General features: G+C 39.6%; 17 protein-coding genes and 2 riboswitches. Of the genes, 12 read left to right on the forward strand and 5 right to left on the reverse strand.

Annotation, left to right across the window (positions count from 1 at the left end):
• Window positions 1–22: 22 nt before the first annotated feature.
• A riboswitch (SAM riboswitch) is annotated at window positions 23–124 on the forward strand.
• Window positions 125–226: 102 nt separating this feature from the next.
• The 5 genes from mtnW to MKX52_RS06360 all read left to right on the forward strand — a co-directional run bounded on the left by mtnW (window position 227) and on the right by MKX52_RS06360 (window position 3,836).
• Window positions 227–1,447, forward strand: coding sequence for a 2,3-diketo-5-methylthiopentyl-1-phosphate enolase (gene mtnW / locus MKX52_RS06340; RefSeq protein ID WP_151022355.1), 1,221 nt, complete (start codon window positions 227–229; stop codon window positions 1,445–1,447).
• A complete protein-coding gene (locus MKX52_RS06345; protein WP_342491688.1) occupies window positions 1,448–2,143 on the forward strand; it encodes a 2-hydroxy-3-keto-5-methylthiopentenyl-1-phosphate phosphatase in 696 nt (231 codons plus the stop codon).
• Window positions 2,107–2,745 (forward strand): methylthioribulose 1-phosphate dehydratase, encoded by a 639-nt coding sequence (locus MKX52_RS06350; protein ID WP_342491689.1) that lies wholly within the window; start codon window positions 2,107–2,109, stop codon window positions 2,743–2,745. The genes MKX52_RS06345 and MKX52_RS06350 overlap by 37 nt, the downstream gene beginning before the upstream one ends.
• 16 nt (window positions 2,746–2,761) lie before the next feature.
• The gene (locus MKX52_RS06355; RefSeq protein ID WP_342491690.1) at window positions 2,762–3,292 is read left to right on the forward strand and encodes a cupin domain-containing protein; all 531 of its coding nucleotides are present in this window, start codon (window positions 2,762–2,764) and stop codon (window positions 3,290–3,292) included.
• Window positions 3,293–3,593: 301 nt separating this feature from the next.
• Window positions 3,594–3,836 carry an aspartyl-phosphate phosphatase Spo0E family protein gene (locus tag MKX52_RS06360; protein ID WP_161985449.1) on the forward strand — a complete coding sequence of 81 codons (243 nt, stop codon included), beginning with the start codon at window positions 3,594–3,596 and terminating at the stop codon, window positions 3,834–3,836.
• A gap of 47 nt (window positions 3,837–3,883) precedes the next feature.
• On the opposite strand, the gene MKX52_RS06365 is transcribed toward MKX52_RS06360, so the two are convergent.
• Window positions 3,884–5,389 (reverse strand): ATP-binding protein, encoded by a 1,506-nt coding sequence (locus MKX52_RS06365; RefSeq protein ID WP_012009740.1) that lies wholly within the window; start codon window positions 5,387–5,389, stop codon window positions 3,884–3,886.
• Between the two features lie 205 nt (window positions 5,390–5,594).
• Here MKX52_RS06365 and MKX52_RS06370 point away from each other — a divergent pair, with 205 nt between their 5' ends.
• Window positions 5,595–6,050, forward strand: a complete 456-nt coding sequence (locus MKX52_RS06370; RefSeq protein ID WP_088004408.1) for a MarR family transcriptional regulator — start codon at window positions 5,595–5,597, stop codon at window positions 6,048–6,050.
• 29 nt (window positions 6,051–6,079) lie between these two features.
• On the opposite strand, the gene motB is transcribed toward MKX52_RS06370, so the two are convergent.
• The 3 genes from motB to MKX52_RS06385 all read right to left on the reverse strand — a co-directional run bounded on the left by motB (window position 6,080) and on the right by MKX52_RS06385 (window position 10,096).
• A complete protein-coding gene (gene motB, locus MKX52_RS06375) occupies window positions 6,080–6,844 on the reverse strand; it encodes a flagellar motor protein MotB (RefSeq protein ID WP_012009741.1) in 765 nt (254 codons plus the stop codon).
• Window positions 6,837–7,631, reverse strand: a complete 795-nt coding sequence (gene motA / locus MKX52_RS06380; protein ID WP_012009742.1) for a flagellar motor stator protein MotA — start codon at window positions 7,629–7,631, stop codon at window positions 6,837–6,839. The genes motB and motA overlap by 8 nt, the downstream gene beginning before the upstream one ends.
• A gap of 374 nt (window positions 7,632–8,005) precedes the next feature.
• On the reverse strand, window positions 8,006–10,096 hold the full coding sequence (locus MKX52_RS06385; protein WP_342491691.1) for an ATP-dependent Clp protease ATP-binding subunit: 2,091 nt from the start codon (window positions 10,094–10,096) through the stop codon (window positions 8,006–8,008).
• Window positions 10,097–10,341: 245 nt separating this feature from the next.
• Here MKX52_RS06385 and MKX52_RS06390 point away from each other — a divergent pair, with 245 nt between their 5' ends.
• The 6 genes from MKX52_RS06390 (at window position 10,342) to MKX52_RS06415 (ending at window position 14,682) form a co-directional block, all read left to right on the forward strand.
• Entirely contained in the window at window positions 10,342–11,385 is a 1,044-nt protein-coding gene (locus tag MKX52_RS06390) for a hypothetical protein (RefSeq protein WP_342491692.1), read from the forward strand.
• A 71-nt stretch (window positions 11,386–11,456) separates the two neighbouring features.
• Window positions 11,457–11,501: riboswitch (PreQ1 riboswitch) on the forward strand.
• 159 nt (window positions 11,502–11,660) lie between these two features.
• Entirely contained in the window at window positions 11,661–12,317 is a 657-nt protein-coding gene (gene queC, locus MKX52_RS06395) for a 7-cyano-7-deazaguanine synthase QueC (protein WP_012009745.1), read from the forward strand.
• Window positions 12,318–12,758: a 6-carboxytetrahydropterin synthase QueD gene (gene queD / locus MKX52_RS06400; protein ID WP_012009746.1), complete on the forward strand. Its 441-nt coding sequence runs from the start codon at window positions 12,318–12,320 to the stop codon at window positions 12,756–12,758. It abuts the gene before it with no gap.
• Entirely contained in the window at window positions 12,751–13,482 is a 732-nt protein-coding gene (gene queE / locus MKX52_RS06405; protein WP_144459680.1) for a 7-carboxy-7-deazaguanine synthase QueE, read from the forward strand. The genes queD and queE overlap by 8 nt, the downstream gene beginning before the upstream one ends.
• Before the next feature lie 15 nt (window positions 13,483–13,497).
• Window positions 13,498–13,995, forward strand: coding sequence for a preQ(1) synthase (gene queF, locus MKX52_RS06410; RefSeq protein WP_003211403.1), 498 nt, complete (start codon window positions 13,498–13,500; stop codon window positions 13,993–13,995).
• 468 nt (window positions 13,996–14,463) lie between these two features.
• Window positions 14,464–14,682, forward strand: coding sequence for a hypothetical protein (locus tag MKX52_RS06415; protein ID WP_012009749.1), 219 nt, complete (start codon window positions 14,464–14,466; stop codon window positions 14,680–14,682).
• Between the two features lie 81 nt (window positions 14,683–14,763).
• On the opposite strand, the gene MKX52_RS06420 is transcribed toward MKX52_RS06415, so the two are convergent.
• On the reverse strand, window positions 14,764–15,288 hold the full coding sequence (locus MKX52_RS06420; RefSeq protein WP_119124766.1) for a GNAT family N-acetyltransferase: 525 nt from the start codon (window positions 15,286–15,288) through the stop codon (window positions 14,764–14,766).
• Window positions 15,289–15,354: the final 66 nt, after the last annotated feature.

The raw sequence follows: 15,354 nt of genomic DNA on the forward strand, positions 1-15,354 counted from the left end.
ACAATATTTTAAAAATTGAATATTCTTATCAAGAGTAGGCAGAGGGACTAGCCCAATGAAGCCCGGCAACCGACTTCCATGAAGCACGGTGCTAATTCTTGCAGCAAGCGCTGAGAGATAAGATTCGGATGAATGACACGAAACAACCTCTTTAAGGCGCTGATTAAGCACTTGAAGAGGTTTTTTTATTGACCATATGTATGACGCAATCGAAAGGGGATTCCTAGTGAGTGAATTACTGGCAACATACGTATTAACACATCGAGAGGATGAACAAGTGAACCGAAAAGCGGAGCAGATCGCGCTTGGTTTAACAGTTGGATCATGGACGGATTTACCGCAGCTCAAAAAAGAGCAGCTTCAAAAGCATAAAGGCCGGGTAGAAAAGGTAACAGAAAAATTTACCCCAGCCGAGAACGGTCTATATCAATCTGAGGTGACCATTGCTTATCCTGAGGCTAACTTTTCAGCAGATATACCGGCTGTTTTGTCGACGATCTTTGGAAAGCTTTCACTAGATGGAAAAGTGAAACTAGTGGACATTCAATTCTCGGATAGATTTAAAAAAAGCCTGCCAGGACCGGTATTTGGTATTGATGGCATACGAAAAAAAACAGGCGTGTTTGATCGACCTTTGTTGATGAGTATTTTTAAAGGTGTCATTGGCCGTGATATGACAGATTTAAAAGAACAACTCCGTTTACAAGCATTAGGCGGTGTTGACTTTATCAAAGACGATGAAATTTTATTTGAGAGCCCGCTAGCCCCTTTTGAAGATCGAATCAAAGAAGGAAAAAAGATATTAAAAGAAACATATGAAGAGACAGGGCACCGAACGCTATATGCCGTTCATTTAACAGGAAGAACCTTTGAACTGAGGGATCGAGCAAGAAAGGCAGCTGAACTCGGAGCGGATGCACTCTTATTCAACGTTTTTGCCTACGGGCTAGATGTCATGCAAAGCTTAGCTGAGGATCCAGATATTCGATTGCCTATTATGGCCCATCCTGCAGTAAGCGGCGCTTTGACATCATCACCTGAATATGGATTCTCCCATTCTCTTCTTTTAGGTAAATTAAATCGATATGCTGGCGCTGATTTAAGTCTTTTTCCCTCACCGTATGGGTCGGTCGCACTTCCGAAAAAAGATGCTTTTGGAATCTATGAAGCTTGTGTAAAAGAGGATTCGGTTCAAAAAACATTCCCAGTCCCGTCAGCAGGCATTCATCCTGGAATGGTTCCAGTTTTGATGAAAGATTTTGGACTCGACCATGTGATAAATGCTGGTGGAGGAATTCACGGACATCCTCGTGGAGCGATCGGCGGAGGGAAAGCATTTCGATCGATCATTGATGCGGTGATACATGGTGAGTCAATCCAAGAGAAGACAGCTTCTTGCCAAGACTTAAAAGCAGCACTTGAATTATGGGGAAGGGTAGTAGAATAAATGAAAAAACCAATTGTATGTTGTGATTTTGATGGAACCATTACGAAAAATGATAATATCATTCGCATCATGAAGCACTTTGCACCAAGTGAATGGACGAAGCTGAAGGACGATGTTCTCACAAAGGAGATCACCATTCAAGAAGGCGTCGGGCAGATGTTTCAATTACTGAAGAGTGATCAAAAAGAAGCCATTCAATCGTTTATTTTAGAAGATACAGAGATTCGAGAAGGATTCAAGCAATTTGTTAATCATGTGAAAAAGGCTGATATTCCCTTCTATGTGCTAAGCGGCGGGATGGACTTTTTTGTATATCCCATACTCGAGGGCATTGTGGAAAGAGAGGATATTTATTGCAATCATGCCTCATTTCACGAAGAGCATATTCAGATTGAATGGCCACATGCCTGCGATTCGCAATGTCAAAATGGCTGCGGATGCTGTAAGCCGTCAATCATTCGAGAACTGACCCGTGAGAATGACTTCATTATCATGATTGGAGATTCAGTCACCGATGTGGAGGCGGCAAAGCATGCGGATCTCACATTTGCGCGTGACTACTTGCTAAACGAATGTAAAGAGCTCGGGCTTGTTCATGAAGAGTATGAAACATTTATTGATCTTAAAGCACAATTTGATCAAATAAAGGAAGTGAAGGAATGGCAGACGAAAAGAACAAGCGCTGGCAGGAGCTAGCAGACGTCAAACGTGAACTGGCACAAAGAGACTGTTTTTACGGAACAAGCGGCAATTTATCGATTAAGGTGTCGGATGATCCAATCACGTTTTTGGTGACGGCAAGCGGCAAAGATAAACGAAAAGAAACAGATGAAGACTTTGTTTTAGTAAATGCAGCAGGTAACCCTGTTGATCCTGACGTACCGCTTAGACCATCAGCTGAAACACAACTTCACACATATGTGTATGAGCGGACGAATGCAGGCTGCTGTCTCCATGTCCATACTATCGACAATAATGTGATCTCTGAGCTGTATGGGGATAAGGGCGAGATTCGTTTCAAAGGAAACGAAATCATCAAAGCGCTTGGTTACTGGGAAGAGGATGCAGAAGTGTCGTTACCGATTATTGAAAATCCAGCCCATATTCCGCATCTTGCAGCACAATTTGCAAAGCATCTCACTGAAGAGTCGGAATCAGGTGCTGTGCTTATTCGAAATCACGGCATCACAGTCTGGGGAAAAACTGCCTCTGAAGCAAAACGAGTATTAGAGGCGTATGAATTTTTGTTTAGCTACTACTTAAAATTAACGCTTTATCAAAAGCAGCTTGTCACATAAAAAGGAGGAAAAGCACATGGCGACGATTTTGATTCATAATGAAGAGAATACATTACTTGAAAGCGAACAAGAGGTGGCAGCCTATTTAGAAAACCAAGGGGTCATTTATGAACATTGGGATATTGCAAAGCTGCCAAACCGATTATCAGAAAAGTATGATTTAACAGATGAAGAAAAGGACGAGATTTTGACTGTTTTCCAAAAGGAAATCGAGAGTATATCAGAGAAACGAGGGTACAAAGCACAGGATGTGATTTCATTATCTGATGCCACACCAAACCTAGATGACCTGCTCCAAAATTTTCAGCGTGAGCATCACCATACAGATGACGAAGTCCGTTTTATTGTAAGTGGTCATGGAATCTTTGCCATTCAAGGGAAGGATGGCGTCTTTTTTGATGTAAGACTGAACCCAGGCGATTTAATTTCTGTTCCACCTCATATTCGTCACTACTTTACACTTCAAGAGGATCGAAAAGTGGTCGCAGTTCGCATATTTGTCACAACTGAGGGCTGGGTGCCAATTTACGAGGAAGAAACGGTTTAATGACAAGAGCTGATCATTCCGCATGAGGCGGAAGATCAGCTTTTTTTTAGGAAAATAGGTATAAAACGAGAAAGAAAATAGTTGATTTTGATCTTCAGCATAGGATAAAATTCTGTTTAATCCATGTGTCAGTCCTGTCCAAATTTGAAGTTTACCCCCAAATAAGAGTGGGTAAGAGGTCTTTAGGCTGTAAAAAATTAAATAAAATAAGCATATTTAATTTAATTTACAAATAAAGTATAATTTTGGTGTCGGATCAATTTGAGCATAGACAGTCGAATTTATTGCGGGAGCTGAGATCATGAATAGTTATGTAAGAAAAGAGCAATTGCTAATGTCAATTGACGAGAAGAGAAAACAGATGGTAGAAGCTGCTCAAGCAGAGGGTTACACTGGTGAGACGACAATTAAATATAGTCAAGAACTGGACAACCTGATGAATGAGTATCAGTATCTCCTTTTTCATGAGAAACAATCTGCCCCCTCCTTTCATGATCTTGTCTCTCAAATGAGTCTGCTATCTGTGAACCGTCCCTCTTATTGACATAAAAAAACCGGTCTTGCCTAAGCAAAACCGGCTGAATGTTTCAGCTATGCTGAGTGAGCAGAAGGCAGCATGATCATGACAGTTGTTCCTTTATTCACTTCGCTCTCGATATCAATTGTTCCGCCATACATCGAAATGATTCGTTTACACACGACAAGTCCAAGACCTGTTCCTTTTTCCTTCGACGTAATAAAAGGGAGGAAGATATGTTTTAACATTTCTTCTTGTATGCCTTCGCCTGTATCTTTCACTTTAATAATGACATGGTCTTTTTCAGCCTCAATCAAAATCTTCAAATGACCGCCATTTGGCATCGCTTCTAACGAGTTCTTCGCAACATTTAATACAACTTGTTTAATATGATCCTTTGTGCAATAGACCCCCACATCTTGAATCGTATTAATTTGCAGATCAACCTCAACATTATACAGGTTCGCCTCAGAGAAAACGATCGGCATGATCTCACTTACAATTTCTTTTACAGAGTTATTCTGCCATTTTTCAGCCGTTGGTTTCCCTAATACAAGAAACTCACTAACGATTTGGTTAATTCGTTTAATTTCTTCTTCAATGACAGAAAAATAGAGCTGATCTTCTTCAGAGTGATACTTCTTTTGCAAAAGCTGTATAAAACCACTAATCCCTGTTAAGGGGTTGCGAATTTCATGTGCCGTACTTGCTGCGAGGGTTCCGATTAATTCAAGCTTTTGCGCTTCATTTTGGTGACGTTCCTGCTGGGTTTGCCGCCTTAAAATGATATATTGAACAAGTGTGAATAAAATATTTAATAAAATAAAAGCACTGGATAAAGGGATCAGCATAACAGACAGCACTTCACCTGTTGAAGCGCGCTGCGGATAGACCTCCAGCTTCCAGCTGTTTTCATCTAAATATGTAGACACAGTGCTACCATTTTCTGATGCTGGTTGTGGGCCACTTGTAAACACAACATGTCCATTTTGATTCAGCATCTGAAAATGAAGATCAGGGTTCAATACATTCATTATATTTCTTAAATAATCAATTTGAATGGCGGCGACTAGCACATTGGTGACTTCTTCGTTTTCATCCAGCACAGGCACACAAATGGAAAGAATCCGCTGTTTTGTAATTCGGCTCACATAGTTATCTGTGATCACCGTCTGCTTTGTCACTTGAATGCGCTTAAAGTAATCTCTGAATGATAGGTTAATTTTTTCCTTTAATGGTGTGGTGCTAACTGTTACATTTCCTTTTTTGTCTAGGAGATACAGACCTGAAAAACGAGGTTCTTGTTTATAGATTTTCTCTAGGATGTTTTGTACTTTTTTCGTCTTGAGAGGCTGGTCAAATCCCATGGCAAGTGAAGTTAATCTTGCTTCTGTTTCACTAATTAAATAATTCATTTGGTTTTTGTGAATATTTAACATAAGTGTAGCAGTTTGTTTGTTTTTTAAATCAATTTTTTCCGTTTCTTTTTCGTAGATAAAATAACTAATGATTAGGGTTGGAATCATGACCAAAATAAGGTACAGCCTGATCTTCTTCCAAAGCCCTTTCAGTATACTCATCATTCATCGCTCCAACGTATTACCTAATAGACTTATTATAGCATTGAACCTATCTTTATTACGATGACTTGTGTGATTTTTAAAAAATTAGGTGATTCGTTCTGGTCTCATTTTCATGCTAAAGATAGATCAAGATGTTGACATTTTACTTATTGTTTATTAATGTCACATTAGTGGGTTGCATTTCATAAAGGATGATAAAAAAATGGAAAATCATAATGTTGAAAAATCTTTGAAATTATTTATTGTATTATCACGTGCCTATCGCTCAATTAATCATCACATGAACAAACATATTGTGAAGCACGGACTGAATCCGACTGAATTTGCGGTATTAGAATTACTGTATCATAAAGGGGATCAGCCACTTCAGCAAATCGGTGATAAGATTTTACTTGCAAGCGGCAGCATCACGTATGTGGTCGATAAATTGGAGAAGAAAGAACTCCTCAGTCGTAAGGCCTGTGCAGAAGACCGCAGGGTCACATTTGCGCATATTACCGAGCAGGGACGAACTTTGCTTGATGATATCTTCCCAGATCACGCGAAAGAAATTCATGAGATGATCAGTGTCCTGAGCGAAGAAGAGAAGGATGCCTGCATTGACATGCTTAAACATGTGGGACTTCGTGCAAAACATTTATATGATCATAAAGAATAAATAAAAAAGGAAGCCGAGGGCTCCCTTTTTTATTTTGCTTTTTTCTCAATCGGTAAAATCAGTACTTCTACGCGTCGGTTTTTACTTCTGCCTTCTGCCGTATCATTTGAAGCGATCGGCTTGAATTCACCAAAACCTTTTGTACTAAAGTTCTCTTGGTTTAAATTGCTGTTTTCAAGAAGAATACTCAAAAAGTTTACAGCACGTATGGCACTTAAATACCAATTGGATTCAAAATCTGAATTTCTGATCGGTACATTATCAGTATGTCCGCTAATGACGATGTCACGAGCGGGGTTAATAACGAGTAGTTTTGAAATTTCCTTTGCTAACGGGACATCTTGAGGGCGAATAACTGCTCGGCCAGAATCAAAGAAGATACTGTCTTCTATCGTAATGAGCAAACCTTCGTCCGTCAGCTTTGTTTCGAGCTTAGCTCCAAGTTTCTTATTAGCAATGAAGGAATCCACTTGCTTTTTGACCTTTGTGAGAACAGCATGATCTCGAGCTTTCGCTTTAGCTTCTTCATCTTCTTCCGCTGCTTTCTTGGTCTGGTTGCTATTTTCAGTTTCTTCAGTACTTTGCATGCTGGATTGATCCATGACACCAGTACCGCCTGTAAAGACGACATTAAAAGACTTAGCCATCTGTTCATATTTTGCCGCATCAATCGAACTAGATGCAAAAAGCACAATGAAGAGAGCGAGTAGAAGCGTTAGAAGATCGGCATAAGGGATCAGCCAAGATTCATCTACATGGTCATCGTGATCATGTTTTTTACGTTTCCTAGCCATTTTGTTTTTCTCCTTCTTCAATGACAAGATTTGCACGTTCTTTCGCTGGTAAGTACATGAGAAGTTTTTGTTCAATCACTTTTGGAGATTGACCTTCAAGAACAGAAAGGATCCCTTCGATCATAATCAGACGAAGTTTTACTTCTTCCTTTGATTTACGCTTCAGTTTGTTGGCAAATGGATGCCATAACACATACCCAGTAAAAATCCCAAGCAGTGTCGCAACGAAGGCAGCACTGATTGCATGCCCAAGTGCTTCAATATCTCCCATGTTAGCAAGTGCAGCAATAAGTCCGACAACGGCGCCAAGTACACCAAGCGTCGGAGCGTATGTACCAGCTTGTGTAAAGATTAATGCGCCTGACTGGTGTCTTTCAGCCATGGCGTCAACTTCTTCTGTTAAGACGTCACGAATAAATTCTGCACTTTGACCATCAACGGCCATGCTTAAACCGTTCTTAAGGAAATCATCATCTACTTCCTCAATGCTAGCTTCTAAAGCCAAAAGACCTTCACGACGCGCAATTTGTGCCCAGTTTGAAAAAAGAGGGATCATTTCTTGAATCGTTGGAAGCTTGTTGTCTTTGAAAATTTTGCCGAACAATTTTGGTGTTTTCTTAATTTCACTAGATGGGAATGCGATGACAACAGCTGCAATCGTCCCAACCACAATGATCAATATAGCCGCTGGGTTGATAAGAGCGGTTAGACTTACACCTTTCAAAACCATACCGACACTCAGTGCAATAAATGCTAAAATAATACCTATTAACGATGTTTTGTCCATTATCTCACCAAATCCTTTAACTATCTTTTTCTATAGTTAATATCGGTGTCTTCTAGAAGGGTTTTAGTCTGAATATCAAATTAAGACAGTTTCTGTGAAGAAATTTTGACGAAAGCGCTTTCTATTGCTTTAAAAAAGAAACTCCCTCTAATATAAAGGGAGTTTCTTTTTAATTTCTTTGAGCAGTTTCATTTAAAAGCAGCTCTTTTAATTTTTCCTCATACATGATTTTGACAAGATCATAGCTCCAATTCATCATGTGATCCACCTCTTTTTCTTTTATCTTAAATGAAAAGAGGCGGGGGAGCGTCGGCGTGCGGATGGAACTTAGACACCGCCACATGATGGAGCTGTAAATCCTTCTTAAGATGTACTTATCCTTTTTTAACGACAATTTCGTTATCTTCAACAGCTACAGTAAATCCTGAAAGCTTATCTTCTTCAAGCAATATCTCCGTCATTTGATCTTCAACGTGCTCTTGAATGGTTCTTCGCAATGGACGAGCACCAAATGCAGGATGATATCCAAGTTCTGCAATTTTTTCTTTCGCTTCTTTTGTCACATGGACTGTTAAATTTTGCTCTTTTAATTGTGCTGACAGCTCATTGAGCAGAAGATCTACAATCTTCACTAAATCATCTCGATCTAAGGAGTCAAACTGAATGATGCTGTCAAAACGGTTCAAGAATTCTGGTTTGAAATAGGCGCTGAGTGAATCAATGAGTGATTGTTCCTCGATTGCTTCTTCCTGATCAGACTGGAAGCCGACTTTAACCGTTTTATCTGTGCTGCCTGCGTTACTTGTCATGATGATGACTGTATCTTTAAAGCTGACAGTTCTGCCTTGGCTGTCTGTTAACCGGCCATCTTCCATGATTTGAAGGAACATGTGCTGCACATCAGGGTGTGCTTTTTCGATTTCATCCAGCAAAATGATGCTGTATGGTTTTCTGCGCACTTTTTCTGTCAGTTGACCTGCTTCATCATGTCCAACATAACCAGGTGGAGAACCGATGAGCTTAGATACTGAGTGTTTCTCCATGTACTCACTCATATCTAATCGGATGATCGCCTCGCGTGAACCAAATAATTCTTCAGCTAGCGTTTTTGATAATTCGGTTTTCCCAACACCTGTTGGTCCAACGAATAGGAAGGAGCCAGTTGGTCTATGTTTTGATTTTAAGCCGGCTCTACTTCTCTTCACAGCTTTCGCTACTTTTTCAACCGCATGTTCCTGACCGATCACTCGTGCTTTTAAGCGGACGTCAATTTCTTTCATTTTGGTTTGTTCGTCTGCTTGCAGTTTGCCAACAGGGATGCCTGTTTTTTGTTCGACAATGGCTTGAATGTCTTCTGCTGTGACGACATGTTCTTTGTGATTTGTTTTGTTTTGAAGTCTTGCTTCAATGGCTTCTTCTTCATCTCGAAGCTTTGCTGCTTTTTCGTATTGTTCTTCTTTTAAAGCAGCCTGTTTTTCAGCAGCAATTTCACTCAGGCGATTTGTTAGTTCATCTTCACTTGCTGCATCAATGGAGAGGTTCGCCCTTGAACCTGCTTCATCCATTAAATCAATGGCTTTATCCGGCAAATGACGGTCCTGGATATACCGTGAAGATAATTGAACACACGCTTGAATCGCTTCGTCTGAATAGGTGATGCCATGGTAGCTTTCATACTTATCTTGAATGCCTTTTAAAATCTCGATTGCTTCAGCTTGTGTTGGCTCATCTACAATGACGGGCTGGAAGCGCCGTTCAAGTGCGGCATCTTTTTCAATTTGACGATATTCTTTTAATGTCGTCGCACCTACTAGCTGGAGCTCGCCTCGTGCAAGGGCTGGTTTTAAGATGTTTCCAGCATCCATTGACCCTTCGGCAGACCCTGCGCCTACAAGAAGATGAATTTCATCTACAAATAAGATAATATTTTTACGGCTTTGCAGTTCTTTAATTAACTGCTTCATTCTTTCCTCAAATTGACCACGTATCCCTGTGTTCGCGACAAGGGACGAGACATCTAATAAATAGATTTGTTTGTTCTTTAATTTATTTGGTACATGGCCACTTGCAATTTTCAGTGCAAGTCCTTCAGCAATCGCTGTTTTCCCAACACCTGGTTCACCAATGAGGACGGGATTGTTTTTATTTCTTCTATTTAAAATCTCAATGACTCTTGCGACTTCTTCATCACGGCCGATGACTGGATCAATTAAACCAGCATTCGCGCCATCTGTTAAATTTCGGCCAAGTTCATCGAGTAACCCTTTTTGCTTTGGCTGCTCTATGTTTTGCGTATGTCCTGCTTGCTCAGAGAAGAATGAGCTTCCTCCGACCATTTTCATTTTTGATTGCTCCATCAAAGAGGTGTAGCAGTCTTCACATAAAACCATTTGGCTCCGGGATGAATTCACTTGCATATTCAGGCGAATTGTTGCTTCATTTACTTGACAATGTTGACAACGCATTTGCCATGACCTCCTTATATTTTAAAGTTTGACTTTATTTGACCAATGAATGTTAAAGAAAATGGTCTGTTGTTTGACCATCTTTGACTATAGTATACTCTGACCTATTTTGACTTTCAACTGTTTTGCTCAAAGGCAGGTGAAAATCCTTTTTTGCATTTAATCATGGTTTGTCCTTCTTTTCAAGGAACTTGTCTCATAGGATAAAAAAAGACAATCGAAAGTGATGGGTGCGGAGGGGTCACATGAAACGTTCAAATGAATCCGCTTTTCAGCTTGCCTTTGTATATGTAGGAACAGTGGTTGGAGCTGGGTTTGCGACCGGAAAAGAAATCGTAGAATTTTTTGTTCGTTTTGGCTGGATTGGATTATTCGGAATCTTGATTAGCGGCGCTATTTTTACTGGACTTGGGGCAAAAATGATGCTCATTTCGAAACGAATTGAAGCAGAGTCTTATCAAGATATGAACCGGTTTTTATTTGGCGCAGCTGCCAGTCGATATATTAATGTCGTCATGTTTTTTATTTTACTAGGCGTCACTTCAGTGATGATTTCTGGCGCAGGTGCTATATTTGAAGAGCAGCTTGGCATATCGAAGGAATATGGGATCTTTTTAACAATCATTCTGAGTGTGATTGTGCTTTTGAAAGGATCAAAAGGATTATTTGGTGTGAATGTTCTCGTCGTCCCAATGCTTATTTTCTTTTCATTGATCGTGTTTCTTGATTCATTCGTTTTTAGCAGTAGTGATAGTTATGTTCTTGCCTTGCAAATGGGTGAGGGAGAGTGGATTTTATCAGCTATCTCATATGGTGCTTTTAATTTGGCACTTTCTCAAGCCGTTTTAGTGCCCGTCGCAAATGAAATGACCTCTGAAGCGGTGATTAAAAAGGGAGCTGTGCTTGGGGGCATCATGCTGACAGTTATTTTATTCGTATGCTTTTTATCTCTTTCTTCATTAGATATGCTGGAGGCGTTTGATATTCCAATGGCACAGGTCGTGTATCAAGTAGCAAATTCCATACACCTCATTTATTTATTTGTGATTTTCGGCGAAGTTTTTACATCTGTCATAGGCAATTTATATGGACTTGAGAGACAAGTGAGGGCGTATATACGAATGAACAGTGTCTTGACGATATCCCTTATTCTCTTATGCTGCTATGTGATAAGTAAAATTGGTTACGGTACATTGATATCAACGGTTTATCCTATTTTTGGCTATGTGAGCATCTTTTTTATCCTCTTTCTTTTTCTCAAAAAAGTGCCTGCCTCTTTAGATAAGTAAAGAAGGGATAGCCTGCATGACAAATATGTGGTACACTATCCTCTGTGAAAATTGAACAAAAATCCGTGTAAACGGGAGAGGTTCTAGCAAAACCCTCTATAAAAAACTAAGGACTTGCCGTATCCTTGGATGTGGCATTTTTTATTTTTTATGGCTGGGACACCTCATACACATGTAAAGGTGTCTTTTCTTTTGAGAAAAATAGGGGTTTTCATGAGCCTTTCAGATGCAGCTTTGTACGATGGTATAGATCTGCAAAAGGAGGAGAACAGAAGATGAAAAATGAAAAAGCAGTCGTTGTCTTTAGCGGGGGACAAGACAGTACAACATGTTTATTATGGGCACTTCAACAATTCGAAGAGGTAGAAACCGTGACCTTTCATTATAATCAGCGTCATCAAGAAGAAATTGATGTCGCCAAAAGAATTGCGGATAAGTTAGGTGTGAAGAATCATCTATTAGATATGTCACTTTTGAATCAGCTGGCACCAAATGCTTTAACAAGAGATGACATTGATATTGAAGAAAAAGAAGGAGAGCTGCCTTCCACGTTTGTACCAGGAAGAAACTTAGTGTTCTTATCCTTTGCTTCTATTCTTGCATATCAAATCGGAGCAAGACATATTATCACAGGTGTATGCGAGACAGACTTTAGCGGCTATCCAGATTGCCGTGACGAGTTTGTAAAGTCATGTAATGTCACAGTAAATTTGGCGATGGAAAAACCATTTGTCATCCATACGCCACTTATGTGGCTCAATAAAGCAGAAACATGGAAATTGGCAGACGAGCTGAATGCACTAGATTTTGTGAAAAATGAAACACTCACTTGCTATAATGGCATCATTTCTGATGGCTGCGGGGAATGTCCTGCGTGTAAACTTCGGAAAAAGGGCTATGACACGTACATGGAAATGAAGGAGGCAAAATAAATGCTTTCTCAAATCTATCCACAAACGAATCATCCATACTCATTTGAATTGAATAAAGATATGCATATATCAGCTGCCCATTTCATCCCAAGAGAAGATGCAGGTGCTTGCAGCCGTGTACATGGTCATACGTACACCATCAATATAACCATTGCTGGAGATGAACTAGATGATTCGGGTTTCCTTGTCAATTTCAGTACACTGAAAAAACTTATTCATGGACAGTATGATCACACACTGCTGAATGATCATGAGGAATTCTCATCAACCAATCCATACGCGATGCCTACTACAGAGGTTGTGGCAAAGACAGTCCATGACAAAGTCGCAGATTATTTATCGACTTTAGCAAATAAACCGGTATGTGTTCAGGTCTTTGTGAGGGAGACACCAACAAGCTACTGCATTTACCGGCCGAAACGAGTTGAGCACAATGGCTAAGGCGATTCCTGTACTAGAGATCTTTGGTCCGACCATTCAAGGAGAAGGGATGGTGATTGGACAAAAAACCATGTTTGTCAGAACGGCTGGCTGTGACTACTCTTGCAGCTGGTGTGATTCCGCCTTTACTTGGGATGGTTCAGCAAAGCAAGACATTCAGTGGCTTCACGCAGAAGACATTCTCAAAGAATTAAAAAGAATAGGTGGACAAGCTTTTTCTCATGTCACCATTTCAGGGGGGAACCCTGCGCTTTTAAAACAAATGGAATCACTCATTGATTTGCTTCACGAAGAAGGAATTGATACAGCGCTTGAAACACAAGGGACAATGTATCAGGACTGGTTTTTGAAAATTGATGATTTAACGATTTCTCCGAAGCCGCCAAGCTCAAATATGAAAACAGATTTCGCGAAACTCACACGTATCATAGATGAGCTGAAAAACGGAAATAGATTAGAGCATGCAAGCCTGAAGGTCGTCATTTTTGACGATCATGATTTAGCCTATGCAAAGGATGTTCATGCGAAATATCCAGAGCTTCCTTTTTATTTGCAAGTAGGAAATGATGACACGACAACAGGTGATGATGCGTACTTATTGACGCATTTATTAAAGAAATATGAAGCGCTTGTTGATCAAGTAGCGCAAGACCCAGACTTAAATCGCGTAAGAGTTCTGCCGCAGCTTCACACATTATTGTGGGGAAATAAACGAGGCGTATAGAAAGGAAGAGATGACATGACGACAAGAAAACCAGAAGAATTAGAAGGCGTCACTTTACTAGGAAATCAAGGAACCAATTATTTGTTTGATTATGCACCGCAAGTGCTTGAAACATTTCCTAATAAACATACAAATAGAGATTATTTTGTGAAATTTAACTGCCCAGAATTTACGTCACTTTGTCCGCAAACAGGTCAGCCGGATTTTGCGACAGTTTATATCAGCTATATTCCAAACGAAATCATGGTCGAAAGTAAATCATTAAAATTGTATTTGTTCAGCTTCCGTAACCATGGTGATTTCCATGAGGATTGTATGAATATTATTATGAACGATCTTATTGAATTGATGGATCCAAGATACATTGAAGTATGGGGCAAATTTACTCCAAGAGGCGGTATTTCAATTGACCCGTACACAAACTATGGAAAACCTGGTACCAAATATGAAGAAATGGCGTCATATCGTATGATGAACCATGATATGTATCCTGAAACGATTGATAATCGCTAATAAAGAAAAAGACATGCCTAATGACATGTCTTTCAGCGTGTAGACAAACCCTCGCATTCTTTGTCAGTCCTGCGGTGCTGGTGCTCACGAATGTCAAATTCGCTCCGCTCCAGTACTCGTCCTTCCTATGACTGCAAAGGTTTTCTATCACGCTGAAAAGAAGACCAAGTGCTAAAATCAAGATCATTTTAGCACTTTGTCAACAATCTGAGACATGCCTAATGCATGTCTTTTTTTATAGGTTTAAAAGGGATGGATCAGAATGAAGTGATAAAAAAAGAGAAGAGTCATGTCGCTCTCCTCATAAAAATGGGAATAGAACTTGCTAGGACGGCTGGGGGCTACCAGCTCGTAAATTTATTATACATGACAGAACGTATGTTTGTAAAGGCAGATTGTGTTTTTTTGCTTATTTTATTTGCTTTGAGATAAAATAGGGGCAATGAACGAATAACGGAGGCGTTTGAGTTGGCAAACAATGAAGAAAAGACAGAGAAGCTGCTGATGGAGCTAAAAGAAGAGCTACAAATGCTCGAACATCAAAACAAAGAACGATATAAATGGAGTGCCTCCACATTGCTTGGAGTGATTGCACTTTTGATCGATAAAGGCGTTATCACCCCAGAGGAAGTTGATATGTACAAAACGAAAGCGGAAATGCAAACCTTTCATACGCAAAAAGACTGACACTCATACAGATGAAATAATAACAAAAGGACATAACAAATTGTATGCTATGTCCTTTTTTCTGCATTTATTTTTATGCTATTAAACAAGTTTATACATTAAAACATCATCCCAGTATTCATGTTCACTTATTTTAAATTCTTTTATTTTACGTCCTTCTTCTCTGAAGCCCATCTTTTTGTATAAAGAAATAGCTTTTTGATTTGTAGAGAATACGGCTAAACTAACCTTTTCGATAGAAGGGTTCTTTTCTGCCCAATCTAATAACGCTGTTAGCAACACTTCCCCTACGCCTAAACCTCTAAAGTTCTTATGAACCAACAAACCGAATGAACCTGTGTGGGCAGTTCTTTTTCTATTTGATCCATTTTCAAATGCTATAAACCCAATGACTTTTCCGTCTTTTTGAGCAACTATGTACGTTTCGTTATCGTTCTCTATTCTTTTTTGTATCCAAGCCTTGTGTTCTAAAAGGGTTTTTTTGTTTTCTTCAGGCGTTGTAAGTAAATAATCTGATTCAGCAATCACTGATGACTGTATGTCTAAAGTAGTTTCAGCGTCTTCCATATTCCCAAAACGCACAATGATATCATTTGAATTTTGCATTTTAGTTTCTCCTATCTAGAGCTAATACTGCATTTCATCACTTTATAAAAATAGAAGGTTGTCTGA

The organism is Bacillus sp. FSL R5-0422, from assembly GCF_038610765.1.
GTDB classification, from domain to species: Bacteria; Bacillota; Bacilli; order Bacillales; family Bacillaceae; genus Bacillus; species Bacillus pumilus_O.